Raw genomic sequence first — 24735 nt, forward strand, 5'->3', positions numbered from 1 at the left:
GAAAAAGGAAGTCCATTCCTCGCCTTTGTTGCCAGGGTTTTCGCTAGACGCTTGGTTGTTTACAGGGTCGATGGCTGAGGCAACAATGATCGGATGGTTAACCGCTTCACCTTGATTGCGTTGTCATTGGCGCTGCTGCCTGCAGTGGCGCAGTCCGCCGCGCCCGACGAGCCCTTGCGTGTGTGGACGCGTTCGTCCAAGGACGGCCGCAAGACCTACGACGCCATCGCCGCCGCCTTCACGAAGAAGACCGGCATCCGCGTCGAGTTCTTCAATGCGCTGAACGATTTCGAGCAGCGCCTGGCACGCGCCGCCGTGGGTGGCCGCATGCCCGATGTCATCGTCAACGAGCTGGGCACGGCGGGGCAGCTCGTCAACATGGGCGTAGCCGCCGAGATCGACCGCCGCCGCATCGCCGGTGCCGACGACCTGCTGGACAGCGCCTGGCGCGCCGCCACGCTGCCCGACGGCAAGATCTACGGCGTGCCGATTTCGGTGCAGACGCATGTGCTCTTCATCCGCCGTGACTGGCGCGAGAAGCTGGGCCTGCCCGTGCCGCGCACCTGGGAAGAACTGGCCCAGTTGTCGCTCGCCTTCACCGAGCGCGACCCCGATGGCAACGGCCGCCGCGACACCTATGGCCTGGCCTTCCCGGGCGGCACGGCGCGTGGCTATGCGGCCTGGTACCTGAGTTCCTTCCTGTTCCAGGCCGGCGGCGAGTTCCTGCGCCCCGGCGCGGGCGGCAAGCTGCGCGGCGCGCTGGAAGAGCCCGCTGCCGTGGCGACGCTGGGCCTGTTCCGCCGCCTCGTCTGCGAGGACCGCAGCGTGCAGCCCAATGCCATCAACGCGACGACGCAGGACACCAACAAGGTCTTCAGCTCGGGCCAGGCGGGGCTCTATCTGTCGGGCCCGTATCACATCGCGCTGTTCGACAAGGAGCCGGGCAGGGACCGATACGAGGTCGTGCCCGTGCCCGCCGGGCCGACGGGTCAGCGCGCCAGCGTGGCTGCCGGCGAGCTGGCCTTCATCGCCAGCAACACCCGCCAGCCCGAGCGCGCCAGGCAGTTCATCGAGTTCCTGATCTCGCCCGAAGGCCAGACGCTGGGCACGCAGCCGCCCAGCGGTGGCCTGCCCGTGGTGCGCCTGCCCGTCAACCGCAAGGTGGATGCCGCCCAGGCCCATGGCGACGCACGCTGGGCCATGGTCGCGCAGGAGTACCAGCAGCACGGCCACCCGCTGCCGCAGGTGCGCAACTGGTCACGGCTGCAGCAGCTGGCGGCCGATGGCTTCAACGCCACGCTGGCCCATTGCAGCAAGGACATCCCCGGTGATCTGCGCGCGTTGAACGCCCGCGTCAATGCCGAGCTCGCCCGCCAGGAGGCGCAATGACGCCGCGGCGCAATTGGTCTCGCCTGACGCCCTGGCTCTTCCTCGCACCGGCGCTGCTGGTCTTCACCTGGTTCAAGTTCATCCCCATGGCCAAGGGTCTGGTGATGAGTTTCCACAAGGTCGGCTTCGGTGGCTCGGACACGTTCGTCGGCTGGCATAACTTCGAGCGCGCGCTGACCGATGCGGCGCTGCGCGACGCCGCCGGCCGCACGCTGCTCTATGTGTTCGTCACCGTGTTGCTGTCGGCCTCCATCGCGCTGCTGCTGGCCCAGGCGTTGCAGGGCACGGCGCGGCACATGCGCTTCATACGCACGGCGATGTTCCTGCCCGCGGTGACCAGCGCTGCCGTGGCGGCCGAGGTCTGGCGCATCCTCTACGCGCCCACGCCGGACGGCGTCATCAATGCGATGCTGGGGCTGTTCGGCATAGCCCCGCAGGGCTTCTGGGCCGACCCGTCGCAGGCGCTGGCGGCGCTGATAGGCATGCATGTCTGGAAGCACGTGCCCTATGACACCGTCATCTTCGTCGCCGGCCTGGCCGGCATCAACAGTGAGCTCTACGACGCGGCGGCGGTCGACGGCGCCAACGCCTGGCAGCGCTTCACGGCGGTGACGCTGCCCGGCCTGGCGCCGGCCATCACCGTCATCTGCACGCTGGGCTTCATCCGCGGCTTTCGCGTCTTCACCGAGGTCTACGCGACCACCGGCGGCGGCCCGGCCGGCAGCACCGAGGTCGTCATGACGCAGATTTACAAGCAGGGTTTCCAGGAGCTGGACTACGGCTTCGCCGCCGCCGCGTCGACGCTGCTCTTCCTCTTCACTGCGGCCCTCACCGCCGTCTACCTCGCCTGGCGCCGCCGCCGATGAAACATCCCCTGCTGTCCCTCGCAGCGCGCGTGCTGCTCTACGGCCTGGTGCTGGTCGTCTTCGCCGGGCCGTTCTGGGCCTTTCTGATGACGGCCTTCTCCGGCGTCACCATCGCGCCGGGCCGGCTGCTGTGGTGGCCCGAACAACCCACGCTGGAGAACTTCCGCTATGCCTGGGTCGAGGCCAAGGTCTGGCGCTACCTGCTGAACTCCCTCGTCGTCGTGCTGTTCGGCACCGTGCTGCAGCTGTCGGTCAGCGCTTTCGCGGCCTATGCGCTGGCGCGCAAGCGCTTCCGTGGCCTGGCGGCGGTCAGCTTCCTGATCCTGTCGACCATGATGCTGCCCGACGAGGTCATCGCCATCCCGCTGTTCATCGTGCTCGGCAAGCTGCCACTCATCGGCGCCAGCCTGCACGACACCCACCTCGGCATGATCCTGCCGGTGGTCGGCTGGGGCTTCTCCATCTTCATGCTGAGCGAGTTCATGCGTGCCATTCCGGCTGACCTGGAGGAAGCGGCGCGTGTCGACGGCGCCAGCGACTGGCAGATCTTCTGGCACGTCATCCTGCCGTTGTGCAAGCCGGCGCTTGGCAGCGCTGCGGTGTTCGGCTTCATCATGATCTGGGACCAGTACCTGCTGCCCCTGCTCGTCACCAACGACGAAGCCCTCTACACGCTGCCCGTCGCGCTTGCCACCGTGCGCGCCGACGAGACGATGAAGCCCGCCGTCTTCATCGCCATCAGCGTCATCGCCATGCTGCCCAGCATCCTCGTCTACCTGGGCCTGCAGAAATCGTTCAACCGCGGCCTGCTGGCCGGTGCCGTGAAAGGCTGAGTTACATGGCTGCCATTGAATTGAAGGGCGTCGGCAAACGCTTCGCCCAGACCGACGTCATCCGGGACGTGTCCCTGTCCATCGCCGACGGCGAGTTCTGCGTGCTCGTCGGCCCCAGTGGCTCGGGCAAGTCCACGCTGCTGCGCATGATCGCGGGGCTGGAAGAGGTGACCAGCGGCCAACTGCACATCGGCGGCCGCGACGTGACGCACGAGCCACCCAAGGCGCGCGACATCGCCATGGTCTTCCAGAGTTATGCGCTGTATCCGCAGATGACGGTGCGCGAGAACATGGGCTTCGGGTTGAAGCTGATGAAGCGGCCGGCGGCCGAGATCCGCCGCCGTGTCGACGAGGTCGCGCGCATGCTGAGCCTGGAGCCGCTGATGGAGCGCAGGCCCGCTGCGCTGTCGGGCGGCCAGCGCCAGCGCGTGGCCATGGGCCGGGCCATGGTGCGTGAGCCGGCTGCCTTCCTGTTCGACGAGCCTCTGTCCAACCTCGATGCCGCGCTGCGCAGCGCCGTGCGCCAGGAGATCCGCGCGCTGCATGCGCGGCTGCGCACCACGTCGGTCTACGTCACCCACGACCAGGTCGAGGCCATGACCATGGGCGACACCATCGTCGTGCTGCGCGACGGTCGCGTTGAGCAGGCCGGCAGCCCGGCCGAGCTGTACGACCGGCCGGCCAACCGCTTCGTGGCCGGCTTCATCGGTTCGCCGGCGATGAACTTCTGCGCGCTGCCGACGGGGCTGGCGCCGTCGCTCGATGCGACGCGCCTGCAGCTCGGCGTTCGCCCCGAGCACCTGCAGCTCGGCCGTGCGCCGGATGCAGCCGCCGTTTTCGACTGCACCGTGGCGTCCATCGAGTTCATGGGTGCGCAGTCGCAGCTCAACCTGCAGAGCGTGACGGGGCCTATCGTCATCAACGTCGCCGACCGGCCGGCGCTGCGCACCGGCGACCACGTCAGCGTGTCCGCCATGCGCGACCGACTGCATTTCTTCGACACGCAGAGCGGCCTGCGCCAGGAGGCCGCATGAAGCGCCGCACTCTGTTGCTCGGGCTGCTCGCCAGCCAGGCGCGCGCCGCGCCCGGCCAGGCCCCGCTGTTGACGCTGGACCTCGCCGCGCTTGACGAAACGCGCCGCCGCCTCGCCGCCGGCGACCCGCGGCTCGCGTCCGCCCACGCCGCCTTGCTCGCCCGCGCGGCCAAGGCGCTGAAGGCGCCGCTGCGCAGCGTCGTCGACAAGACCATGACGCCGCCTTCGGGCTCGCGCAACGACTACATGAGCATGGGCCCCTACTGGTGGCCCAACCCGGCCACGCCCAACGGCCTGCCTTATGTGCGCCGCGACGGCCAGCGCAACCCCGAGGTGGCCGGCGACGCGCTGGACGCCGACCGCATGCAGGCCTTCGGCCGCGACGTGCTGGACCTGACGCTGGCCCACCATTTCGGCGCGCCGGACAGCCACGCCGAGAAGGCCGTGGCCGCGCTGAAGCACTGGTTCCTCGCACCGGCCACGCGCATGCGGCCGCACCTTCGCTTTGCGCAGGGCATTCCCGGCATCGTCGACGGGCGGGCCGAAGGCCTCATCGACACGCGCAACCTGTGGATGCTCGTCGACGCCGCGCTACTGCTGCACGCACGCGGCGCGCTGGCCGATGCGGACATGACCGCGCTGCGCCAGTGGTTCACCGAGTTCACGCAATGGATGCAGACCAGCCCCATTGCCATCGAGGAAGACGCGGCCAAGAACAACCATGGCATGTTCTTCGACTCGCAGCTGGTGAACTACCTGCTCTTCGTCGGCGATACCGAACGCGCTCGCGCCCGGCTGGCCACGGTGGTGGCGCGGCGCCTCGCGCCCCAGATCGATGCCGACGGCCGCATGCCGCACGAGCTGGGCCGCACGCGCCCCTTCCACTACACGGCCTTCAACCTGGAGGCGGCCACGCGCCTCGCGCAGTACGGCCGTGCGCAAGGCACCGACCTCTGGCGCGACCGGCACCTGCTGCAGTCCATCGCCTTCATCCAAAAGGCGGCGCTGGCTCCCGACGCCTGGACCTACGCCACGCCCACCGAGCCCCGGCCCGAGATCGAGAAACTGCTGCCCGTGCTGACGATGGCGCGCTGGAGGACGAAGGCCGAACAGCCGTTGCTGAAACCGCTGTCGGAGGCAAAGCCGGCAGAGCTGGACTGGCTGCTCTGGCCGGAGGTCAGCCGAACCTGAAGCTCGACGCCGTCACGCCGCCCATGAACTCAGTCTCGTGATAGTTGCAGCTTGCGGTGTCGCCCTCGGCCGCCCCGGCGGCCACCATCAGCGGCAGCAGGTGCTCCTCGCGCGGGTGGGCGATGCGGGCGGCGGGGGCCAGCGCCCAGGCTTGCAGGCGGTCATCGCGGCCTGCAGGCGAGGGCAGGGCGGATTGCAGCCAACCGTCGAACGCCGCTGACGGCTCCCGCCCTGACAGGCCGTAGAGCCGCAGGTTGTGAAAGCTGAAGCCGCTGCCGAGGATGAGCACGCCTTCATCGCGCAGCGGCGCCAGTGCCCGTCCCAGCGCCAGGTGATCCGCCGGGTCCAGGCCGCGCTTGAGCGACAACTGCACCACCGGCACGTCCGCGTCGGGATACATGGGCACCAGCGTGCAGAAGGCGCCGTGGTCGTAACCGCGTTTGGCATCCCGCGCGGCGGGCAGCCCTGCGGCCTCGATCAGCGCGACGACGCGCTCGGACAGCACCGGGTCGCCCGGCGCCGGGTAGGTCACCTCGTAGGTGTGCGCCGGGAAGCCGCCGTAGTCATAGAGCATGCCGGGCGCGGCCGAGGTCATGACCGTGAAGGCGGTCTCCTCCCAGTGCGCTGAGATCATCAGGATGGCCTTGGGTTTCTCCACCAGCGTGGCCGGCAGCGCCTGCAAAGACGCCTCAAGTTGGGCATGCGCACGGCGGTAGTCGCCGTCCATGAACGGCCAGGGGCCGCCGCCGTGGGAGAGGAAGAAGGTGGGCTGTTTCATGGCTTCAGCTTAGGCAGCCAGCGGCGCGGCAGGGTTCAAGCCACGTGGCGGCAGCGCTCAAAGCCACTGAACGGCGCCTCGGCCCGCGCTCAGGGCTTCAACGCCTTCTGCAGCTCGCGCCGGTAGTCGAGGATCTGTCGCGCCTTGACGGACTCGCTGACGGACTTGTCGTCGCGCAGCGCGCTGCAGTAGGCCGAGAACATCATCTGCTCCAGGTAGAGCTTGTCCGCGTTCGGCAGCTTGACGAGCAGGTCCTGGGTGACGTTCTTGACCTTGGCCTCCAGTTCGGCGCCCCGCACCGGGCCGATGCGGCCGACCTCCGTGCGCACGACGGTGTCCCAGTCGCGCTGCTGCTGCTTGGGCGGGTCGGGGCAGTCCATCGCCTGGACGGCCGGGGCGCCCAGTGCCAGCAGCCAGCAGAGCGCGTGCAGCGCGAGCTGGCGTTTCGGGGCGTCGCGGTGTTGCCGGTGGAGGGGTTGAGGGTTCATGGTCGATCTCCCGTTTTGAGGGCCGCAAGCATGCGGGCTTTGAGATTGCCTTGCAGGGCCTGGGCGTGAGCCTGGGCGTCGAGGCCGTCCTCGTCAAGCGCTTCCAGCCGCGCGCCGCGTTCCCGCAGCCACCGCGCGGCCTGCGCCTGTTCGGAGATGACGGCCACCATCAGCGGCGTGCGGCCGCGCAGCGAGCGCGCATTCAGATCCGCGCCCGCCCGGGCCAGCACCTCCATCGTCTCCAGCCCACCGTCGGCCGCCGCGTCCATCAGCGGCGTGCCGCCTCGTCCGTCGCGCGGGTCAACCTCGGCACCGGCCGCGAGCAGCATCCGCACCAGCCCGGGCGATGAAGCGCCAGCCTGCGCCGCCAGCCCCAGCGCCGTTTGGCCTTCGGTGTCGCGGTCGCTCGCCTGGGCCCCGGCCTTCAGCAAGGCTTCGATGAGCTCCGGGACCGGCCGCTTCAGCGCGATCAGCAAAGGCGTGCGCCCGGCGTTGCTGCGCGAACGCGGGTCGGCCCCGGCGTCGAGGAGCGTACGCAGCAACTCGGGCGATGGCGGGTCGTTTTGCAGCAGCGCGACGCCCAGCGCCGCAAAGCCGCCCTCCATGTAGCCGCTGCAACTGCAACGGCGGTTGGGGTCGGCGCCGGCCTCAAGCGCAAAGCGCGCCAGCTCGTGGCGTTGATTCGCCAGAGCCTGCAGCAGCAGTGTCCAGCCGTCGTCGTCGGCGGTGTCGATCGGCACGCCGAGCTCGACGAGGCGCCGTGCCGCAGCGACCTTGTCGGGCTCCTTGTCCAGCCAGATGGCGGTTTCCAGCAGTGCCCGCCCGCCGATGCGTTTCAGGTCTGCGCCCTGGGCGAGCAGCAGGTCCAGCGTGCGCGGGCGGCCGATGCCTGCGGCCATGATGAACGCACCATCCAGCGCCTCGCGCGCGGGCCGCGTGGCCAGCATCAGGCGCAGCGCATCATCCTGCCCGCCGCCAGCCGTCCAGCTCAGCGGCGAGAACTGGCGCCCCGAGCGGCTGGGAATAGGCTGATCGGCCTTCGCACCGGCTTTCAGCAGGGCGCGAACCATGGGCAGGTCACCGTGCGAACCGGCGTAGGCCAGCGCCGGAACGCCGTCGGTGTCGACCGCGTTCACGTCGATGCCCGCGGCGATGAAGAGGTCCACCACCTTGGCGTTTCTGTTGTTGGCGGCAGCGACGAAAGCCGCAGGGGTGTAGGGCAGCGGCAGCCGGGCCAGCTCGGCGCGCGCGGCGTCGCGCCGGTCGACTGTTGCCGGCGCCGGCTGGCGCGCCGTGGCCAGCGCGGCGCGCAGCTCGCGCGCATAGGCCTTCACGCGGCTCTCGCGCTCGGTATCGCTGAGGGCGGCGTCGCCGCGCACGGCGGAGCAGTAGCTGGCAAACATCATCTGTTCGAGGTAGACGCGGTCCGCCTGGGGAAGGCGGCCGAGCAGGTCACTGCTGAGCTGGCGGGTCCGGGTCGTCAACTCGGTGCCCTGGGCGCCACCCAGGCCACGCACGCCGACGCGGACCTCGACCTCCGCGTCGCGCGACACCTGTTGCGGCATGGCCGGGCAGTCCAGGGCCGCCGCCGCAGGGCTGAGCAGGCAGCTCAGCACCGTCACGCCCAGGCCCAGCCAAAGCCGTGCCGCGCTACCGTTGCGGCGGGGCGTGGCTGGATGGGGGTTGGAGCTGGGCATGGGCGGGGAGGGTGCGCGCGCAGGGTAGCCGCAGCGCCGTCTGCGGCAAACCCCAAAGGATGGAAAGCAGGCTGGCCGGAGCCGCCAGCCGCCTGAACAGATAATCCGCGCCCCATGTCCCAACCCATGCCGCTGCCCACTTCCCTGCCCGAGAGCGACGACGCCCTGCGCGTGGAGGACTACTTCCGCGACGGCACGGCGCCGGCAGAGGCGCTGCTGTGGTGGCAGCTGGAGCGCCAGGACGCCATGCAGGCCGCGTTGCGGGCGCTGTTCCAGGGCTCGGCGGCGCTGACACGGCTGCGGCTGTGGGTGTTCTTCGAGCTGATGGCGCTGCGCGAGTCGCGCCTCACGCGGGAAGCGCTGAATCAGGCCTTCCATGTGCTGCGCGATGAAGCGCTGGACGGCGTGCTCAAGCGCTTCCGCGAGGCCGAGCTGCTCGCGTGGGACGCGACCGCGCAGACCTATGCCGTCACGCCGCTGGCCCAACAGGTCGTGGGCCTGCTGCAACCCCTGACGCAGGAGCAGGCGCCCGACGGCGACCTGGCCTCGCTGCTGGCCGGCGTGGCCGGTGCCCACCAGTTGGGCACCTTGCAGCCGGCGCAGCTTCAGCATTTGCTGGCCCAGCTGTCGCGGCTTTATGACGAGTTCGCCGACGCCATCGCCAGCGGCAGCGAGTTCGCGCTGCGCCGCGCGCGCACCCGTTTCGAGAAGGCGCTGACGCTGGTGGACCGGGCCGGCGAGGCGCTGGGCGCCATCATTGCGCAGGCCGAAGCGGCCGGCGACGCCCGGCTGGAGCGCCTGGCCCGCGAGCTGGGCCTGGCGCAGGCGCGGCTGCTGGCGATGGCCAGCCAGTTCAACCGTGCGCTTCAGCAGGCCGACCGCCAGCGCGTGACGCTGGGCTCCACCGGCATCACGACGACCGACGTGCGCCGCTGGCTGCAAAGCCAGGGCGACCTGGCCGCGCTCATCAAGGGCGCCTGGGAGCGGCCGGTGCACCCGGTGCTGGTGGCGCAGCGCGATCTCGTCGACACGGCCGAGGCCGAGTTCGAGCGCGACCGACCCAAGCCGGCCGAGATCGCTGCATTGCCGCAAGGCCAGGCCGCGCCGACCGGCGAGCTGGCCGTCATGCAGCTGCCGCCCGACATGGACCAGATGCAGGCGCTGCTGACCGCCTGGGCCGGCGAGCCGGCTGAGCGCGACCTGGCGCCCGCCATCCTCGGCGACAGCTACGCCCGCGCCGCCTACCGTGCGCAGCTGCTGCCGCTGCTGGGCGACGCGCAGGCGCGTCACCTGAAGGGCGCCACCGGCGACATGGCCCGCCAGCCGTGGTCGGTGCGCTGGTCCGCCGAGCAAGGCCCCGTGGACGATGAGTTCGTCAAATGGATGAGCCGCGGCGTGTTGACTCCTGAATCTTCTTCCCAATGAGCCCACTCGACGACGCCCAGCAACTCGCCGCGCAACTGCTGGCCCGCCGCTGGCTGCCGCGCAGCCACCCCCTCGTGAAGCGCGCGCTGATCGATACCGAGCTGTGGAATCAGCTCGGCGCCCGGCTGGCCGGCGTGGGCCTGCAGCTGGTGGACAACGTGCATGCCGACCACATCGCGGTGGCGCTGCTGCGCCCGGCCGAAAGCGCGGTGTTCGGCGAGACGGGCCTGGCCGCCAACAACAACCTCGACCTGCCGCGCGATGGTGTCGCCTTGCTGGTGGTGCTGTGGTCGCTCATCGTCTTGCCCAAGCGCCAGCGCCAGGTGGCCCGCAGCGATGCCATCCACGCCGGCCAGGGCGAGTTCTTCGCCACCGACAAGCCCATGCCGCAGGCCGCCAGCGTCGCGCCGCTGATCAGCTACCGCAGCCTGCTGGCCGATTTCGGCGACCAGCTCGGCAAGAAGCTGCGGCTGGACACCAACCTGAAGCTGCTGGAGCGCCACGGCTTCGTCACGCGCCGTGGCGAGGACATTGCCGAGGGGCCGCTGCTCGACCTGCTGATCGACTACGACCTGCTGGCGCCGCGCATCCTCGACGGCGCTTTGGGCGACGTGCTGGCCCGCGCCGGCCACCCGGTGTCGCGCCCTGAAGAAGTAGAACAACAACATATCGACGACTGATGTTCCACCTGCAATCGCTCGAACTGCTGCACTGGGACTACTGCCAGCGCGTCACGCTGCCGCTGGACGGCGCCATCATCACCATCGCCGGCCCCAACGGCTCGGGCAAGACCACGCTGCTGGACGCGATGCGCACACTGCTCGGCCTGGAGTGCTCGGGCGGCCGCACGTACAAGACCTACGCCCGCCATGCCAACGCCGAGACGGCCTGGCTGCGCGCGCTGGTGGACAACCGCCCGCGTTCGCGTCAGAACAGCAGCCGGCCGTTCGCCTCGTCGCTGCTGTATGCCGACCAGGTGACGCTGGCTTGCCGCATCGAGCGCCATGGCGGCGACTGGGTGCGCCGCTACACCATCCTGGACGGCGCACACGAGATCGAGCAGCTCGCCGAGAAGGGCGACCGCGACTGGCTGGGCATCGAGGCATGGAAGAAGCGGCTGGAAGCCGCCGGCCTCACGCGCGCCATCGGCCGCGTCTTGGCGCTGGAACAGGGCCAGACCGACCGGCTCTGCGAGCTGAGCGCCAAGGAGTTGCTGCGCCTCGTCTTCGAGGTATTCGGCGACCAGGAGGTGTTGGACCGCTACGAGCAGGCGCGCAGCCACCAGCAGCACCTGGGCAAGGAAGTGGAGCAGGCCGGTGCCGAGCTGGCGCACACGCAGGCGCAGCTCAGCGACCTGGCCAACCGCGTCAACAGTCATCGCCAGTACCAGCTGAAGGTGCAGGAGCGCGAGCGCCTGGCGACCGAGGTGCTGCCCGTGCTGCGCTGGAGCGAGGCGCGCGAGCGCATCACCCGCGACGCGCGCGAGCTGCACCGCCAGCGCCTGTTCGCCTCGGGCGACGTGAAGGCGCTGAGTGAGAAGCGGGCGGCCTTGCACAGCCTGTTCACGGCGCAGGAAGCGGCCAAGGAGCGATTGAAGGCGCTGGACGGCGAACGCCGAGAGGCCCGCGCGGCATTCGACGCGGCGCGTGAAGCCGAGCGGCCCGCCGAGGCGCTGGTCAAGCGCGAGGACGAGCTGAAGGCGCTGGCCGACGTGGAGGCCGACGCCGCCGCGCTGACCGCACGCATGCAGGAGCTGGCTTCTGAGCGCGAGCGCCTGCGCGCCGACTACACCCGCGCCAGCGACAAGGCGTCGCGCGCTCAAACCCAGCTCGGCGAGCTGAGTGGCAAGCGCCTGCCGCCGCCGCCGCCCGAGGTCGCGCCGATGAAGCGCGCGCTCGACGATGCCGGCATCGCCCACCACCTCGTCGCCGACAGCGTCGAGATCGCCGACGAGACCTGGCGCGCCGCCGCCGAGGGCCTGCTGCGCCCGTCGCGCTGGGTCGTCGTGTTGAAGCATCGCAGCGACGAGGGCCGCGCCTTCGACATCGCCGCCAAGCAGCGCTATCGCCACTACGTCGTCGCCGACACGCAGGCCGCAGGCCAGGCGCCGGCCGGCTCGCTGCTGGCCGCGCTGAACGTGAGCGCGCCGCTGCCGACCTGGCTGGTGCGCCAGCTGGGCGGCATCCGCTGCGTCACGTCGACGGAAGAGGGCGCCAAGGCCGGCGGCGAATGGATCACCACCGACGCCTACTACCGCGACGGCCGCGGCGGCCGCAGCGTCTTCGTCGAGCCGCGTGACCATCAGTTCGGCGCGTCTGCCGTGGACTCACGCCGTGCTGCGCTGGAGGCCGAGCTGTCGCGCTGGGACGGCGAGCTGAGCCGCATCGCCAAGGCGCAGGCCGAGGTCGAGCGCCAATTCAAGGACGTGCAGCGCGCGGCCGTGGGCCACAAGGCGGCGCTGGAGCTGTCAGAGCGCTCGGACGAATTCGCCGAAGCCCGCGCGCGCCTGCCGGTGCTGCGCCAGGCGCGCGCCGAGGCGTCCACGCGCATGAGCACGCTGGACAGCGAGCACGACCGCGTGCTGCGCGACTCCACGCGTAGCGAGCAGGCCTATGAAGGCGCGCAGATCGCGCTGAAGGATGGCGAGGGTTCGGCCGCCGGTCGCCTGCGCGAACACGAGGCCAGGCGCGACGCGCTGCGCAAGGCGTCGCAGGAGTCGCGCAAGCAGAAAACCCAATTCCCCAAGTCCTGGGTCACGCCCATCGCGCTGGCCGCTCTGCGTGATGAATTCGAGAACGCCCGCCAGGCCGAGATCCGCGCCCATCACGTCGACCAGGAGCTGCAGGGCGGCCACTGGGAGGTGGACGCCAGCGTCGTTGACCGCCACGCCCGCATGGCCGCCCAGGTGCATGAGCAGGACACCCAGCTGAGCGACCGCCGTGCGAGCAACGAGTTGGCACGCATTGCCGCCTTCAATGCCCGCGAGCGTTACATCGACGTGATGCGCGCCACCGTTCGCCGCTACAAGAAGAACGTCGCTGAGCTGGGCGAACTGGCCGGCGTGACCGCCGAGGCCGTGCTGCCGCACCTGGACAACGACGACACCGTGCTCGCGCAGGCCGGCTTGCAGGTCAAGTTCAACTTCGACGGCAAGGGCGAGGTGGGCCTGAACGACGGCGAGGCCTCGGGCGGCCAGCAAGTCTTGAAGAGCCTGATCCTGCTGGTTGGACTGATGAAGGACGACGAGACGCCCGGCGGCTTCGTCTTCATCGACGAGCCCTTCGCCCATTTGGACGTGCGCAACATCCAGCTCGTCGGTCACTTCCTGCGCAGCACCCGCGCGCAGTACCTGCTGACGACGCCGATCACGCACAACGTGGAGGTCTTCGAGCCCAGCGAGATCACGCTGGTGACCAGCAAGAAGCCGCGTGGCGAACGCTGGGCACCGCCCATTGCCGTGCTGGCACGCCGGCCCGAAACCTCGGTCTATGACTGACTGGGACTACCCGTCGCCATTCACGCTGGCGCTGTGGCCGGCGGCTGCGGACATCGACGGGCTGGGCCACACCAATAACGCCGTCTATGTGCAGTGGTGCGAACAGGCCGGCTGGGCGCACTCCGAGGCGCTGGGCTTGTCACTCGACGACTACCGCCGCCTGGACCGCGCAATGGCCATTCGCGAGGGGCATTACGAGTACCTGCTGCCCTCCTTCGAAGGCGAGGCGCTGGTGCTGGGCACCTGGCTGACGGGCAGTGACGGCAAGCTGACGATGGAACGGCGCTTTCAGCTGAAGCGCGCCAGCGACGGCGTCACGCTCGTGCGTGGGCGCTGGGCGTTGGTCTGCATCGAGATCAGCAGCGGCAAGCCGCGCCGCATGCCGGCGGAGTTCCTGCAGGTCTACGACGCGGCCGTCGTGAAGCCCGCCGCCTGAGCCTCAATCGCCCAGCCCCGACCGGCTGAACCAGTCCTCCAGGAACTCGACGCACACGCGCACCTTGGCCGACGCCGACAGCCGCGACGGGCACACGGCCCACACGTCGGCCGGCTGGTGGTGGCCGGGTAGCACCTGCACGAGCCGCCCGGCGGCGATGTCCTCGCGCACGTCCCAGGTCGAGCGCAGGATGACGCCGTGGCCGTCCAGCGCCCACTGCCGCACCACGCCGCCCTGGTTGGCCGACAGCGGCCCCGACACGCGCACTGACGCCGCGCCGTCGGGCCCGACCAGCTCCCAGCGGGCGAAGTCCTGGTCACGCTCGCGGATGGGAATGCAGCGATGCATGCGCAGTTCGTCCAGCGTGCCCGGCGCGCCGTGGCGCGCCAGGTAGTCCGGCGACGCGCACAGCACACGGCGGTTGCTCGCCACGCGCCGCGCCGTGACGTGGCTTTCGTGCACATGGCCAACGCGAATGTCGAGCAGGAAGCCTTCGTCCACCAGGTCCACCGGCCGGTCCAGCAGCTCCAGCTGGATCTCCAGCTGCGGATGCTGCGCAGCCAGCGCAGACAGCGCCGGCGCCAGGTGCCGGCCCCCGAAGCCCGTGCTGCTGCACAGGCGCAGCTGGCCGGCTGGCGCGGCGCGCTCCTGAGAGATGGCCTCGCCCATCAGATCCACGTCCTCCACGATGCGGCGCGCCCACTGCAGCACCAGCTCGCCCTGCGCCGTCAGCGTCACGCTGCGCGTGGTGCGGTGGAACAGGCGCACCTGCAAGGCAGCCTCCAGCAGGGCGATTCGCTTGCTGATCAATGCCTTGGACACGCCCAGCGTGCGCGCCGCCATCGCGAAGCTGCCATGCCGCGCCACGCCGCACAGCAGGCGCAGGTCTTCCAGTTGGGGCGCCGTTGGCGTGTTCACACTTCGTAGTCGCGGAGTCAATGAATCGGGTGATTGTCTTGGCTATCGTTGTCGATAAGCTCACGTCACACCACACACCCGGAGCAGACAGATGACACACCGCATTGCCGTGATTGCCGGCGACGGCATCGGCCAGGAGGTCATGCCCGAAGGCCTGCGCGTGCTGGAAGCGGCCTCGCGCCGCTTCGGGCTGGGCCTGCAGTTCACGCACTTCGACTGGGCCCACTGCGACTACTACCTGCAGCACGGCAAGATGATGCCGGACGACTGGTTCGAGCAGCTGCGCAGCTTCGACGCCATCTACTTCGGCGCCGTGGGCTGGCCCGACAAGGTGCCCGACCACATCTCGCTGTGGGGCTCGCTGCTCAAGTTCCGCCGCCAGTTCGACCAGTACGCCAACGTGCGCCCCGTGCGGCTGATGCCCGGCGTGCCCTGCCCGCTGGCCGGCAAGAAGCTCGGCGACATCGACTTCATGGTCATCCGCGAGAACACCGAGGGCGAGTACTCGTCGGTCGGCGGTCGGATGTTCGAGGGCACCGACCGCGAGACGGTGCTGCAGGAATCTGTCTTCACTCGCCACGGCACGGACCGTATCCTCAAGTACGCGTTCGACCTGGCCCAGTCTCGCCCCAAGAAGCACCTGACCTCGGCCACCAAGTCCAACGGCATCGCCATCAGCATGCCGTACTGGGACGAGCGCGTGGAAGCGATGGCGCCCGACTACCCGGACGTTCGCTGGGACAAGTACCACATCGACATCCTGACCGCGCGCTTTGTGCTCAGCCCGGAGCGCTTCGACGTGGTGGTCGCGTCCAACCTGTTCGGCGACATCCTGTCCGACCTGGGGCCCGCCTGCACCGGCACCATCGGCATCGCGCCGTCGGCCAACCTCAACCCGGACCGCACCTACCCGTCGCTGTTCGAGCCCGTGCACGGCTCGGCGCCGGACATCGCCGGCCAGGGCATCGCCAACCCCGTCGCGATGATCTGGTCGGGCGCGATGATGCTGGAGTTCCTGGGGCAGGGCGCTGCCAACTTCGAGGCGGCTCACGCGGCCATCATGAGCGCCATCGAGGCCGTGCTGCGGGACGGCCCGCGCACGCCCGACATGGGCGGCGATGCGCGCACCGACGTGGTGGGCGCTGCGGTGGCGAGCGGCCTCGCGGGCTGATCTCTTGCGGTTGATGTATATACGTTTCGTATACGAACCGTATATGATGGCGACATGGGAATCGTCAAAATCTCCGATCCGATGCATGAGAGCCTGCGCGTTGCGAGCCAGGCCTTGTCGCGCTCCATCAACGCCCAGGCCGAGCACTGGATGCGCATTGGCATGCTGGCCGAACTGCATCCGCAGCTGAGCCACAGCGAGATCTGCCAACTGCTGATCCGCGCCGAGCAGGAGGGCGGGCTGGACCTGGCCCGCCTGGCCGGCTGGGCTCAAGCTCCGAAAGCCAAGCGCAACGTCAAGGAAGGGCGGGCATGAAGAGCCTCAAGCTGCGCACACCTGCCGAGGTGGCCAAGGCCCGCGAGGCCGGGCACCTCATCGCCGAGGTGCTGGCCATGCTCAAGCCCCACGTCGTGCCCGGCGTGACGACCGAGCAGCTGGACGACATCTGCCGCGAGTACATCGTGGGCACGCTGAAGTGCATCCCGTCCAACGTCGGCTATCACGGCTACCCGAAGACGGCTTGCATCTCGCCCAACCACGTCGTCTGCCATGGCATCCCGAGCAAGGACAAGACGCTGAAGAAGGGCGACATCGTCAACGTGGACGTGACGCTGACCAAGGACGGCTGGTTCGGTGACAGCAGCCGCATGTTCATCGTCGGCGAAGCCAACGTGCTGGCGCGCCGGCTCGTCAACACGACCTATGAGGCCTTGCGCGCCGGCATCCGCCAGGTGCGCCCGGGTGCGACGTTAGGCGACGTGGGCCATGCCATCCAGAAGGTCGCGCATGCGGCCGGCTTCAGTGTCGTGCGCGAGTACGGCGGCCACGGCATCGGCGACGTCTATCACGACGAGCCGCACGTCAACCACTTCGGCCGGCCAGGCGAAGGCCTGAAGCTGCAGGAGGGCATGATCTTCACGATCGAGCCCATGATCAACGCGGGCGGCGCCGCCATCCGCGAGCTGAACGACGGCTGGACGGTGGTGACGCGCGACAAGTCGCTGTCGGCGCAGTGGGAGCACATGGTGACCGTGACGGCCGACGGCTTCGAGATCCTGACGCCGTGGCCGGATGGGCTGGGCGACTATCCGGCGATTGATTAGGGCTTCCACAGCTGCCACCACTTCCCGGGTTCTGAGATCTCTGCGGAAGCTGACTCATTTGCAAGGGACGGCTCGGTGACGATGCCATCTCCGCCGATTGAGTAGTCACAGCAGTCGGTTCGTCTCAAGCGGGCGAGGATTTTTGGGTCTTGCCCTCCGTACCGGAGCGCATCAACGCAACACACCTCAAGCGCGCGACAGGCCTGCTCGATCTCCTCTTCCGTTTCCGGCTGACTGACGAAGTAGGTGTCGAAGCCTGTCTCAGTCAGTGGCGCGAGCAGCGTGGGGGCTTCGTTTTCGGGCACGCCACATGAAAGGCATTGCCCGCACCAAGTGCCATCGGAGGTGGCGTCGCCCAAGGTGTAGAAAGCCCCGGGAGCATTCTTCGGAAAACGGCTTCTGTGCTGAAAGTAGTCCTTGGTCATGGCTGGTCCAGTTGTCTCGTGCAAAGCTTTTCGCGCGCCGCCGCCTGCGGGACTTCTCGCCGCAATTCCCGCGCCGCCTCCACCATCCTCGCCAGCGCCGCCTCCGTCTCCGCCCACCCCCGCGTCTTCAGCCCGCAGTCGGGGTTGACCCAGAGCAGGTCGGCCGGGATGACCTCGGCGGCCTTGCGCAGCAGACGCAGCATCTCGGCCGCATCAGGCACGCGCGGCGAGTGGATGTCGTAGACGCCGGGGCCGATCTCGTTGGGGTACTTGAACTGCCCGAAGCCGCGCAGCAACTCCATGTCGGAGCGACTGGTCTCGATGGTGATGACGTCGGCGTCCATCGCGGCGATCTCGGGCAGGATGTCGTTGAACTCGGCGTAGCACATGTGGGTGTGGATCTGCGTGTCGTCGCTCATCGGGCTGGCGGCCACGCGAAAGGCGCGGGTGGCCCAGGTGAGGTAGGCGCTCCAGGCGTCGCGCCGCAAGGGCAGGCCTTCGCGGATGGCGGGCTCGTCGATCTGGATGATGGCGATGCCGGCGGCTTCCAGGTCGGCCACTTCGTCGCGGATGGCCAGCGCGATCTGCAAGGCCGTGGTGGCGCGCGGCTGGTCGTCGCGCACGAAGGACCATTGCAGGATGGTGATGGGGCCGGTCAGCATGCCCTTCATGGGCTTGGCCGTCATGCTCTGCGCGAAGACGGTCCAGTCCACCGTCATAGGCTTCGAGCGCGACACGTCGCCGAACAGCACCGGTGGTTTCACGCAGCGCGAGCCGTAGCTCTGCACCCAGCCGTTGGCGGTGAAGGCGAAGCCGGCGAGCTGCTCGCCGAAGTACTCGACCATGTCGTTGCGCTCGGCCTCGCCGTGCACCAGCACGTCCAGGCCTAACGTCTCCTGCCTGCTGACCGCGAGCTCGACCTCGCGCTGCATGGCTTCTCGGTAGGCAGCATCGGACAGGGCGCCGCGCTTGAACGCGGCGCGGGCGGCGCGGATCTCCGCCGTCTGCGGGAAGGAGCCGATGGTCGTCGTCGGGAAGGCCGGCAGGCGCAGGCGCGCACGTTGCGCGGCCTGGCGGGTCGGGAAGGGCGAGCGGCGCTGGTCGACATCGGCCGGCAGCGCCTTGAGTCGGGCCGCGACGGTGCCGTTGCGCACACGCGGGCTGACGGCGCGCGCCGCGCGGGCGACGCGGGACTCGGCCAGCTCGCGGGCCACGCTGGCGTCGTCGCCCCAGAGTGCGCGCTTGAGCACGCGCAGCTCGTCCAGCTTTTCGACGGCGCCGGCGAGCCAGCCTTGCAGCTCGGTGTCCAGCGCGGCGTCGTGGCGCAAGCTGAAGGGCACGTGCAGCAGAGAGCAGGACGGCGCCACCCACAACCGGCCGCCGCGCAGTTCGCGGGCTTGGTTCAGTTGCGACAGCGCCTGGTCCAGGTCGCTGCGCCAGATGTTGCGGCCGTCGACGATGCCGACCGACAACTCGCGGTCCAGCGGCAGGCGCAAGGCGACGGGCAGCAGGTCCTGGGGCGCGCGCACGGCGTCGATGTGCAGGCCGGCCACGGGCAGCTCGCAGGCCAGGGCCAGGTTGTCGCCCAGCGGCGAGAAGTAGGTGGCCAGCAGCAGCGGCTGGCCCACAACGCCCAGGCGCGCATAGGCCAGGCGCAGCGCGTCCTGCCAGGCCGGGCTGAGGTCCAGGCCGAGGATGGGTTCGTCCAGCTGTACCCAGGTCACGCCGCGTGCGGCCAGCCGCGTCAGCAGCTGTTCATAGGCGGGCAGCAGGCGCTTGAGCAGCACCAGTCGGTCGAAGCCCTCCTGCTTGCTCTTGCCCAGGTAGAGCAAGCTCACCGGCCCGAGCAGCGCAACCTTGGGGCTGGCGGGCAGGGCGATGGCTTCGTCCACCTCGGCGAGCAGGCGCTCGGCGTTCAGACTGAACTGCGTCTCGCTGTCGAACTCGGGCACGAGGTAGTGGTAGTTGGTGTCGAACCACTTGGTCATCTCCAGCGCCGGCACGCCGTCGACGTGGGTGCCGCCGCAGCCGCAGGCCTCGCGGTGTGCGTGGGTCGTCGTGATGCCGCGCGCCATCGCGAAGTAGCGCTGTAGCGGCGTCTCCTCGCCGGTGAAGCCGAATCGCGCCGGCTCGCAGCCGAACAGCTGGATCAGGTGGGCAACATGGTCGTAGAGAGCGAAGTCGCCGACGGTGACATGGTCCAGTCCGGCTTCCTGCTGCAGCCGCCAGTGGCGGGCGCGCAGCGCCGCAGCCTGGGCTTCCAGCCCGGCGGCGGGCAGCTCACCGCGCCAGTGGCGCTCCAGCGCGGTTTTCAGTTCGCGGTGCTCGCCCATGCGCGGAAAGCCCAAGATATGAGTTTTGATCATGACGTTTCGAAAGAAGATGAAATTCGTTCGTGATGATCGGTACTCGGCCACAATGAATCAAACGAAACGTTTTCGTGTTGATCACAAACCTGACTCATGCAAACTCCGCTTGAACTGCGCCACCTGCGCACGCTGAACGCGCTGCGCGAAGCTGGCAACCTGTCCCGGGCGGCCCAGTTGCTGAACCTCACCCAGTCGGCCCTGTCCCACCAGTTGAAGGCCCTGGAGGAGCACTACGGCGCCGAGCTGTTCGCACGCAAGAGCAACCCGCTGGTGTTCGGCGCGGTCGGCCAGCGGTTGCTGAAGCTGGCGGACTCCGTGCTGCACCAGGTCGACGAAGCCGACCGCGACGTGCGCCGGCTGGTGGACGGCTCGGCCGGCCAGCTGCGCATCGCCGTGGAGTGCCACACCTGCTTCGACTGGCTGATGCCGGCGATGGACGCCTTCCGTGGCCGCTGGCCCGAGGTGGAGCTGGACATCGTCTCCGGCTTCCAGGCCGACCCCGTGGGCCTGCTGCACCAGGACCGCGCCGAGCTGGCCATCGTGTCGGATGTGGATGCCGACGAGACCGGCGTCGTCGTGCATCCGCTGTTCAGCTTCGAAATCATCGCGCTGCTTCCAAAGGGCCATGCCTTGCTCGCCCGGCCCTGGCTGGAGGCTGCTGACTTCGCCGGCCACACCCTGATCACCTACCCGGTGCCCGACGAGATGCTGGACCTCGTGCGCCGCGTGCTGCAGCCCGCCGGCGTCACGCCGCCGCGCCGCACCAGCGAGCTGACGGTGGCCATGCTGCAGCTCGTGGCGAGCGGTCGGGGCATTGCGGCGCTGCCCTTGTGGGCGGTGGAGGGCTATCTGGCGCGCGGCTATGTGGCGCGCCAGCGCATCGGCGAACAAGGGCTGACGGGGCGGCTCTACGCCGTCAGCACGCCCGGGCTGGCCGCCAAACCCTTTCTGGCCGACTTTGTGCGCCTGATGCGCGAGACCTCGCTGCTCAACCTCGCGGCGGTCAGCCTGCTTTAGTTGCGCGCGTGGGTCACCCGGTAGCCGGCCACGCCGGGCAGCTCATGCAGCCGGCCGGTGAAGCGGCACAGCGTCTGGCCCTTGAAGTTCTGCTTGGCCGTGCAGACGAAGCGCCATTCCTCGTGGTCGCCCTGCTTCTCGATGCTCAGCGAGCCGGGCGCGAAGCGGTAGCCCAGGCCGTCGGCGAAGTCGGCCAGTTCGGCCTGCGTGAAGCGCCGGCCCGGTTCGCCGCGCAACATCACGCCGATGGCGGGGTGGGAGGGCAGGCGGCTCTCCAGCCTGGCGCCCCACATCATCAGCGTGGCGCACAGCAGCGTCAGCGCGATGGCCGCGAAGTAGAAGCCCATGCCCAGCACGATGCCGATGGCCGACGCGGCCCACATCGAGGCTGCGGTCGTCAGCCCCGAGATGTTCATGCCCTCGCGCATGATGACGCCGGCGCACAGGAAGCCGATGCCCGTCACCACGCCCTGGATGACCCGGGTCGGGTCGGTGAATTGCGGCAGCGAGCCGCCCGCCAGGTGGCCGCCGAACCATTGCTCGGGGTAGCCGACGAGGATGGTCACTGCGCAGGACGCCATGCAGACCAGGGCGTAGGTGCGCATGCCCGCCGCGCGGCCGTGGTAGGCCCGCTCATAGCCCAGCAGCAGGCCCAGCACCATGGCGCCGAGCAGATGCATCAGCATCAGCACGTTGGCGGCCCATTGGCCACCGGTCCAGTAGCGCAGCAGTTGGTCGGGTTCGAGCATGGACGTTGGCGTGACGGGCGAAGATGCCCCGCGGCCACGCTAACCCAGTCTGGTGCGCCTCGCCAGACGGGCGGACGCGGAGTGTCTAGGCCAGCGCCGTCATGCGCTCGACCAGCACGCAGCGCACCCATTTGCGCGCGGTGATCTGCGCCGTCTGCGTACGCAGGAACTCCTCGGCCTGCGAGTTGGGCGACTCGAACTCGAAGCCGCAGAGCTGCACGATGCGGCTCAGCGGCCGGCTCCAGACGCGGCGCACCGAGGCGCTGAAGAGGGGCACGCCCTCGTCCTCGCCCAGCAGCAGGCGCAATTCGTAGTGCTGGGCGTCCAGCGCGGGGTCGGCCGAGGTGAGGACCTGCAGACCCTCTTCGCTGAGGTTGACGACGACGCCACCACGCGCCTGTGCCAGGCTTTCGGGTTTGATGACCCAGACCGGCAACTGCTCGTGCTCGTCGGGTACGAGGAAGAACTCGACGCGGGGGGAACGGCGTTGGTCAATCGACATGGTGTGAGGCGCTCGAAAGTTGACGGGTCGGATCACAGCATCGGCGAATGACAGCCGCTTGTCAGCGGTACCGTCATCGCCTGATTTGGCTTCGGGTGAAGCCTTAGACCCGTTATACCGCGAGCAGGTCGACTTCGAACAGCAGCGTCGCGTTCGGCGGGATCACGCCACCCGCGCCGTGCGCGCCGTAGCCCAGATCCGGCGGCAGCACCAGCATGCGCGTGCCGCCCACCTTCATGCCTTGCACGCCTTCGTCCCAGCCCTGGATGACCTCGCCGCCGCCCAGTCGGAACTTGAAAGGCTGGCCGCGGTCCTTGCTGGAGTCGAACTTCTTGCCGCGCAGGCCGTCCTTGTAGAGCCAGCCCGTGTAGTGCACCGACACGCGCTGGCCCTTGGTGGCCTCGGCGCCGTCGCCGACGACGCGGTCTTCATATTGCAGGCCGCTGGAGGCCGTGTGCAGGTTGAGCTCGACGGCCTCGGGGCCGCCGGCCACGCCGAGCAATTCCACCTCGAAGCACAGCGTCGTGTTCGGCGGGATGACGCCGCCAGCGCCGCGTGCGCCATAGCCCAGGTCTGCCGGGATGATGAGCGTGCGCTTGCCGCCGATCTTCATGCCCTGCACGCCCTCGTCCCAGCCCTTGATGACCATGCCGGCGCCCAGCTCGAACTCGAAGGGGTCGCTGCGGTCCAGGCTGGAATCGAACTTGGTCGTCTTGGCGCCGTCGACCCAGAGCCAGCCGGTGTAGTGCACGGTGACGTCCTGGCCGGCCAGCGCCTGCTTGCCGGCGCCTTCGACGGTGTCTTCGAATTGAAGGCCGGTAGGCGTGGTGTTCATGGGGGAATCCTTGGGCTGTTGGAGAAAGGCGGGATTGTCGCCGGGCAGGCTATGACCTGCGACCCATACCGGATCGCCCGGCATTGCATTGGTAACCCATGGTGTTCGCGGCTGGCTGCGATCAGGTCAATCGGAAATCGCCGCGCCGACGGACCGCCACCATTCGATGGCTTGCACCAGCAGGTCCCCGAGTGGCTGCAACCCTGTTTCGACGTGAAGGCCCAGTCGCATGCAGGCCTCGCGCAACCGTGCCACGGGCTCGGCAAGATCAACCGCCGCCGCCCCGTTCTGCTTGGACAGCTTGTGCCCATCCGCCGCCAGCACCAGGGGCGTGTGCAGATAGCGCGGCGTGGCGAAGCCGAGCGCCCGCTGCAGCGCGATCTGGCGGGGCGTGTTGTCGGCGAGGTCTTCACCGCGCACGACGTCGGTGATGCCTTGTTCTGCGTCGTCGACAACGACGGCGAGCTGATAGGCCCAGAGGCCGTCGGCGCGCTTCAGCACGAAGTCGCCGACTTCCGTTTCCAGGTCCTGCGACTGCGCGCCACGGCGGCGGTCATGCCAGTCGATGGACCCCTCGACGCGAAAGCGCCAGGCCCGTACCGGGCGGCCGTTCGTGCCGTTTCGGCAAGTGCCGGGGTAGACCAGTTCGCCATGCTTGGGCTTCGGACCCGCCGCCGCTGCAATCTCCGCGCGGGTGCAGGCGCAGCCGTAGGCGTGGCCGGAGGCGATCAGGCGGTCCAGCGCGGCCTGGTAGAGGTCGCCGCGGCAGGACTGCCAGACGGGCGGCTCATCCGGCACAAGGCCCATCGCCGCGAGCTGGCCGAGGATGACTTCGTCCATGCCCGGTGGGCAACGTGGGCGGTCGACATCCTCGATGCGCACCAGCCACTGGCCGCCATGCGCTCTCGCGTCCAGCCAGCTGGCCAGCGCAGCGACCAGCGAGCCGGCGTGCAGCGGGCCGGTGGGCGAGGGTGCGAACCTTCCCCGGTAGGCCATCAGAGCAGAAGACCTTCGTGCTGTTCCAGCAGCGCCTTGCGTGTGGTCTCGCTGCGCAGCCTGTCCAGCCACCACGCCAGCGCCTTGCCGGGTGCCTGGCCCGTTTCCCGCCAGGCGTAGTGCATCAGGCCCGTGCGCCGGCCTTCGTAGGTCGCCTTGCGCACGAGGCGGCCGGCGTCGATGTGGCGGCGCACCATCGGCGCCGGCAGCGAGCCGCAGCCCAGGCCGCGCAGCAGCGCCTCGAGCTTGGTGGCAAGCGACGGCACGGTCAGCACGTCCTGCCCGGGCAGCACGCCCACGGTGATGGGCGCCAGCAGCCGGGCGCTGTCGGCGACGGCAATGATGCGGTGCTCGGCAATCTGGCCGGCCGTCAGCGGCTCGGGCAGGTTCGCCAGCGGATGGTGGGGCGCGACGCAGAAGGCGAACTCCAGCTCGCCGCTGGGTTCGCAGTGGATGTTCGCGCTTTGCAGCTGCGCCGGCACGCCGATGGCCAGGTCGGCCTGGCCGTGCAGCAGCGCCTCCCAGGTGCCGGCCAGCACCTCCACGCGCAGCTTGAGCCGCGTCGGCGGCGGGCCGCCGCCATCGATCTTTTCGGCGTAGAAGGTCTCGGTCAGGTCGAACAGGGCGCGGCGGGCGATGGCGTCATCGACGGCGATGGTGAGCTCGCTCTCCCAGCCGGTGGCGATGCGGCGCACGCGGTTGGCCACGGCATCTAGCTCCTGCAGCAGGCGCCGGCCTTCCACCAGCAGCTCCTGGCCGGCGGCGGTGAGCACGGCCTGGCGCGAGCTGCGGTCGAAGAGCAGCACGTCGAGCGCGTCTTCCAGCTGGCGCACAGAGTAGGTCAGCGCCGACGGCACCCGGCCCATCTCGCGGGCCGCAGCCGCAAAGCTGCCGGTGCGGGCGATGGTGTCCATCATGGACAGGGCTTCGGGGGTCAGCGCGCGGCGCTTTTCTTGAGCTGTGGACATGGGTTCAGTCTATTTGAATGATGTCGCCAAGCCCCGTTGTCGATGAGCGG

At 69.3% G+C, this 24735-nt stretch carries 24 protein-coding genes and 1 pseudogene; 13 read left to right on the forward strand and 12 right to left on the reverse strand.

What is annotated here, in order from left to right; all coding sequences use genetic code 11:
• Window positions 1–93 precede the first annotated feature (93 nt).
• The 5 genes from AC0IZJ_RS14935 to AC0IZJ_RS14955 are packed head-to-tail and all read left to right on the forward strand — an operon-like array spanning window position 94 to window position 5312.
• Window positions 94–1389 (forward strand): ABC transporter substrate-binding protein, encoded by a 1296-nt coding sequence (locus tag AC0IZJ_RS14935; protein WP_471851097.1) that lies wholly within the window; start codon window positions 94–96, stop codon window positions 1387–1389.
• On the forward strand, window positions 1386–2255 hold the full coding sequence (locus tag AC0IZJ_RS14940; protein ID WP_471851099.1) for a carbohydrate ABC transporter permease: 870 nt from the start codon (window positions 1386–1388) through the stop codon (window positions 2253–2255). The genes AC0IZJ_RS14935 and AC0IZJ_RS14940 overlap by 4 nt, the downstream gene beginning before the upstream one ends.
• Window positions 2252–3088 (forward strand): carbohydrate ABC transporter permease, encoded by an 837-nt coding sequence (locus AC0IZJ_RS14945; protein ID WP_471851101.1) that lies wholly within the window; start codon window positions 2252–2254, stop codon window positions 3086–3088. Before AC0IZJ_RS14940 ends, AC0IZJ_RS14945 begins: the two co-directional genes overlap by 4 nt.
• 5 nt (window positions 3089–3093) lie before the next feature.
• Entirely contained in the window at window positions 3094–4122 is a 1029-nt protein-coding gene (locus AC0IZJ_RS14950; RefSeq protein ID WP_471851104.1) for an ABC transporter ATP-binding protein, read from the forward strand.
• The gene (locus tag AC0IZJ_RS14955; protein ID WP_471851107.1) at window positions 4119–5312 is read left to right on the forward strand and encodes an alginate lyase family protein; all 1194 of its coding nucleotides are present in this window, start codon (window positions 4119–4121) and stop codon (window positions 5310–5312) included. Before AC0IZJ_RS14950 ends, AC0IZJ_RS14955 begins: the two co-directional genes overlap by 4 nt.
• On the opposite strand, the gene AC0IZJ_RS14960 is transcribed toward AC0IZJ_RS14955, so the two are convergent.
• The 3 genes from AC0IZJ_RS14960 to AC0IZJ_RS14970 all read right to left on the reverse strand — a co-directional run bounded on the left by AC0IZJ_RS14960 (window position 5299) and on the right by AC0IZJ_RS14970 (window position 8275).
• Window positions 5299–6090 (reverse strand): DODA-type extradiol aromatic ring-opening family dioxygenase, encoded by a 792-nt coding sequence (locus tag AC0IZJ_RS14960; protein ID WP_471851110.1) that lies wholly within the window; start codon window positions 6088–6090, stop codon window positions 5299–5301. The two genes, AC0IZJ_RS14955 and AC0IZJ_RS14960, sit on opposite strands and share 14 nt — an antisense overlap.
• 89 nt (window positions 6091–6179) lie before the next feature.
• A complete protein-coding gene (locus AC0IZJ_RS14965; RefSeq protein WP_471851113.1) occupies window positions 6180–6578 on the reverse strand; it encodes a hypothetical protein in 399 nt (132 codons plus the stop codon).
• The gene (locus AC0IZJ_RS14970) at window positions 6575–8275 is read right to left on the reverse strand and encodes an ankyrin repeat domain-containing protein (RefSeq protein WP_471851116.1); all 1701 of its coding nucleotides are present in this window, start codon (window positions 8273–8275) and stop codon (window positions 6575–6577) included. The genes AC0IZJ_RS14965 and AC0IZJ_RS14970 overlap by 4 nt, the downstream gene beginning before the upstream one ends.
• A 114-nt stretch (window positions 8276–8389) precedes the next feature.
• Between AC0IZJ_RS14970 and AC0IZJ_RS14975 the strand changes: the two genes are divergently transcribed.
• From AC0IZJ_RS14975 to AC0IZJ_RS14990, 4 genes are read left to right on the forward strand one after another with little or no spacing between them, the layout of a single operon-like run.
• Window positions 8390–9700, forward strand: a complete 1311-nt coding sequence (locus AC0IZJ_RS14975) for a hypothetical protein (protein WP_471851118.1) — start codon at window positions 8390–8392, stop codon at window positions 9698–9700.
• On the forward strand, window positions 9697–10380 hold the full coding sequence (locus tag AC0IZJ_RS14980; RefSeq protein ID WP_471851120.1) for a hypothetical protein: 684 nt from the start codon (window positions 9697–9699) through the stop codon (window positions 10378–10380). The genes AC0IZJ_RS14975 and AC0IZJ_RS14980 overlap by 4 nt, the downstream gene beginning before the upstream one ends.
• Window positions 10380–13196 (forward strand): ATP-binding protein, encoded by a 2817-nt coding sequence (locus AC0IZJ_RS14985; RefSeq protein WP_471851122.1) that lies wholly within the window; start codon window positions 10380–10382, stop codon window positions 13194–13196. Before AC0IZJ_RS14980 ends, AC0IZJ_RS14985 begins: the two co-directional genes overlap by 1 nt.
• On the forward strand, window positions 13189–13632 hold the full coding sequence (locus AC0IZJ_RS14990) for an acyl-CoA thioesterase (protein WP_471851124.1): 444 nt from the start codon (window positions 13189–13191) through the stop codon (window positions 13630–13632). Before AC0IZJ_RS14985 ends, AC0IZJ_RS14990 begins: the two co-directional genes overlap by 8 nt.
• Window positions 13633–13635: 3 nt before the next feature.
• Here the strand turns inward: AC0IZJ_RS14990 and AC0IZJ_RS14995 are convergent, their stop codons facing one another.
• On the reverse strand, window positions 13636–14550 hold the full coding sequence (locus AC0IZJ_RS14995; RefSeq protein WP_471851126.1) for a LysR family transcriptional regulator: 915 nt from the start codon (window positions 14548–14550) through the stop codon (window positions 13636–13638).
• Window positions 14551–14641: 91 nt separating this feature from the next.
• Between AC0IZJ_RS14995 and AC0IZJ_RS15000 the strand changes: the two genes are divergently transcribed.
• From AC0IZJ_RS15000 to map, 3 genes are read left to right on the forward strand one after another with little or no spacing between them, the layout of a single operon-like run.
• Window positions 14642–15721, forward strand: a complete 1080-nt coding sequence (locus AC0IZJ_RS15000; RefSeq protein WP_471851128.1) for a tartrate dehydrogenase — start codon at window positions 14642–14644, stop codon at window positions 15719–15721.
• Between the two features lie 54 nt (window positions 15722–15775).
• A complete protein-coding gene (locus tag AC0IZJ_RS15005) occupies window positions 15776–16036 on the forward strand; it encodes a ParD-like family protein (protein WP_471851130.1) in 261 nt (86 codons plus the stop codon).
• The gene (map, locus tag AC0IZJ_RS15010; protein WP_471851132.1) at window positions 16033–16824 is read left to right on the forward strand and encodes a type I methionyl aminopeptidase; all 792 of its coding nucleotides are present in this window, start codon (window positions 16033–16035) and stop codon (window positions 16822–16824) included. The genes AC0IZJ_RS15005 and map overlap by 4 nt, the downstream gene beginning before the upstream one ends.
• Here map and AC0IZJ_RS15015 read toward each other — a convergent pair.
• A complete protein-coding gene (locus AC0IZJ_RS15015; RefSeq protein ID WP_471851134.1) occupies window positions 16821–17249 on the reverse strand; it encodes a hypothetical protein in 429 nt (142 codons plus the stop codon). The genes map and AC0IZJ_RS15015 overlap by 4 nt on opposite strands.
• A complete protein-coding gene (metE, locus tag AC0IZJ_RS15020) occupies window positions 17246–19615 on the reverse strand; it encodes a 5-methyltetrahydropteroyltriglutamate--homocysteine S-methyltransferase (protein ID WP_471851136.1) in 2370 nt (789 codons plus the stop codon). Before metE ends, AC0IZJ_RS15015 begins: the two co-directional genes overlap by 4 nt.
• Window positions 19616–19711: 96 nt before the next feature.
• Here metE and AC0IZJ_RS15025 point away from each other — a divergent pair, with 96 nt between their 5' ends.
• Window positions 19712–20635 carry a LysR family transcriptional regulator gene (locus AC0IZJ_RS15025; protein ID WP_471851138.1) on the forward strand — a complete coding sequence of 308 codons (924 nt, stop codon included), beginning with the start codon at window positions 19712–19714 and terminating at the stop codon, window positions 20633–20635.
• Here AC0IZJ_RS15025 and AC0IZJ_RS15030 read toward each other — a convergent pair.
• From AC0IZJ_RS15030 to AC0IZJ_RS15055, 6 genes and pseudogenes are all read right to left on the reverse strand, one after another.
• Window positions 20632–21384: an MgtC/SapB family protein gene (locus tag AC0IZJ_RS15030; RefSeq protein ID WP_471851140.1), complete on the reverse strand. Its 753-nt coding sequence runs from the start codon at window positions 21382–21384 to the stop codon at window positions 20632–20634. The genes AC0IZJ_RS15025 and AC0IZJ_RS15030 overlap by 4 nt on opposite strands.
• A gap of 85 nt (window positions 21385–21469) precedes the next feature.
• Window positions 21470–21886 (reverse strand): PilZ domain-containing protein, encoded by a 417-nt coding sequence (locus AC0IZJ_RS15035; protein WP_457426644.1) that lies wholly within the window; start codon window positions 21884–21886, stop codon window positions 21470–21472.
• A 112-nt stretch (window positions 21887–21998) separates the two neighbouring features.
• Complete coding sequence (locus AC0IZJ_RS15040) at window positions 21999–22346, reverse strand: FKBP-type peptidyl-prolyl cis-trans isomerase (RefSeq protein WP_471851194.1); 348 nt, start codon at window positions 22344–22346, stop codon at window positions 21999–22001.
• 30 nt (window positions 22347–22376) lie between these two features.
• A pseudogene (locus AC0IZJ_RS15045) lies at window positions 22377–22721 on the reverse strand (FKBP-type peptidyl-prolyl cis-trans isomerase); the annotation flags it as partial.
• A gap of 126 nt (window positions 22722–22847) precedes the next feature.
• The gene (gene gluQRS, locus AC0IZJ_RS15050) at window positions 22848–23717 is read right to left on the reverse strand and encodes a tRNA glutamyl-Q(34) synthetase GluQRS (protein WP_471851143.1); all 870 of its coding nucleotides are present in this window, start codon (window positions 23715–23717) and stop codon (window positions 22848–22850) included.
• Window positions 23717–24685, reverse strand: a complete 969-nt coding sequence (locus tag AC0IZJ_RS15055) for a LysR family transcriptional regulator (protein WP_471851145.1) — start codon at window positions 24683–24685, stop codon at window positions 23717–23719. The genes gluQRS and AC0IZJ_RS15055 overlap by 1 nt, the downstream gene beginning before the upstream one ends.
• Window positions 24686–24735: the final 50 nt, after the last annotated feature.

The organism is Roseateles sp. AC306, assembly GCF_979253795.1.

Coding starts and splice junctions, on each gene's coding strand:
- AC0IZJ_RS14940 (WP_471851099.1), top strand. CDS start 1,386: ATGACGCCGCGGCGCAATTGGTCTCGCCTGACGCCCTGGCTCTTCCTC.
- AC0IZJ_RS14990 (WP_471851124.1), top strand. CDS start 13,189: ATGACTGACTGGGACTACCCGTCGCCATTCACGCTGGCGCTGTGGCCG.
- AC0IZJ_RS15025 (WP_471851138.1), top strand. CDS start 19,712: ATGCAAACTCCGCTTGAACTGCGCCACCTGCGCACGCTGAACGCGCTG.
- AC0IZJ_RS14985 (WP_471851122.1), top strand. CDS start 10,380: ATGTTCCACCTGCAATCGCTCGAACTGCTGCACTGGGACTACTGCCAG.
- metE (WP_471851136.1), bottom strand. CDS start 19,615: ATGATCAAAACTCATATCTTGGGCTTTCCGCGCATGGGCGAGCACCGC.
- AC0IZJ_RS14955 (WP_471851107.1), top strand. CDS start 4,119: ATGAAGCGCCGCACTCTGTTGCTCGGGCTGCTCGCCAGCCAGGCGCGC.
- map (WP_471851132.1), top strand. CDS start 16,033: ATGAAGAGCCTCAAGCTGCGCACACCTGCCGAGGTGGCCAAGGCCCGC.
- AC0IZJ_RS15030 (WP_471851140.1), bottom strand. CDS start 21,384: ATGCTCGAACCCGACCAACTGCTGCGCTACTGGACCGGTGGCCAATGG.
- AC0IZJ_RS14945 (WP_471851101.1), top strand. CDS start 2,252: ATGAAACATCCCCTGCTGTCCCTCGCAGCGCGCGTGCTGCTCTACGGC.
- AC0IZJ_RS14975 (WP_471851118.1), top strand. CDS start 8,390: ATGTCCCAACCCATGCCGCTGCCCACTTCCCTGCCCGAGAGCGACGAC.
- AC0IZJ_RS15015 (WP_471851134.1), bottom strand. CDS start 17,249: ATGACCAAGGACTACTTTCAGCACAGAAGCCGTTTTCCGAAGAATGCT.
- AC0IZJ_RS14970 (WP_471851116.1), bottom strand. CDS start 8,275: ATGCCCAGCTCCAACCCCCATCCAGCCACGCCCCGCCGCAACGGTAGC.
- AC0IZJ_RS15005 (WP_471851130.1), top strand. CDS start 15,776: ATGGGAATCGTCAAAATCTCCGATCCGATGCATGAGAGCCTGCGCGTT.
- AC0IZJ_RS15000 (WP_471851128.1), top strand. CDS start 14,642: ATGACACACCGCATTGCCGTGATTGCCGGCGACGGCATCGGCCAGGAG.
- AC0IZJ_RS14935 (WP_471851097.1), top strand. CDS start 94: ATGGTTAACCGCTTCACCTTGATTGCGTTGTCATTGGCGCTGCTGCCT.
- gluQRS (WP_471851143.1), bottom strand. CDS start 23,717: ATGGCCTACCGGGGAAGGTTCGCACCCTCGCCCACCGGCCCGCTGCAC.
- AC0IZJ_RS15035 (WP_457426644.1), bottom strand. CDS start 21,886: ATGTCGATTGACCAACGCCGTTCCCCCCGCGTCGAGTTCTTCCTCGTA.
- AC0IZJ_RS14950 (WP_471851104.1), top strand. CDS start 3,094: ATGGCTGCCATTGAATTGAAGGGCGTCGGCAAACGCTTCGCCCAGACC.
- AC0IZJ_RS14980 (WP_471851120.1), top strand. CDS start 9,697: ATGAGCCCACTCGACGACGCCCAGCAACTCGCCGCGCAACTGCTGGCC.
- AC0IZJ_RS14965 (WP_471851113.1), bottom strand. CDS start 6,578: ATGAACCCTCAACCCCTCCACCGGCAACACCGCGACGCCCCGAAACGC.
- AC0IZJ_RS15055 (WP_471851145.1), bottom strand. CDS start 24,685: ATGTCCACAGCTCAAGAAAAGCGCCGCGCGCTGACCCCCGAAGCCCTG.
- AC0IZJ_RS14960 (WP_471851110.1), bottom strand. CDS start 6,090: ATGAAACAGCCCACCTTCTTCCTCTCCCACGGCGGCGGCCCCTGGCCG.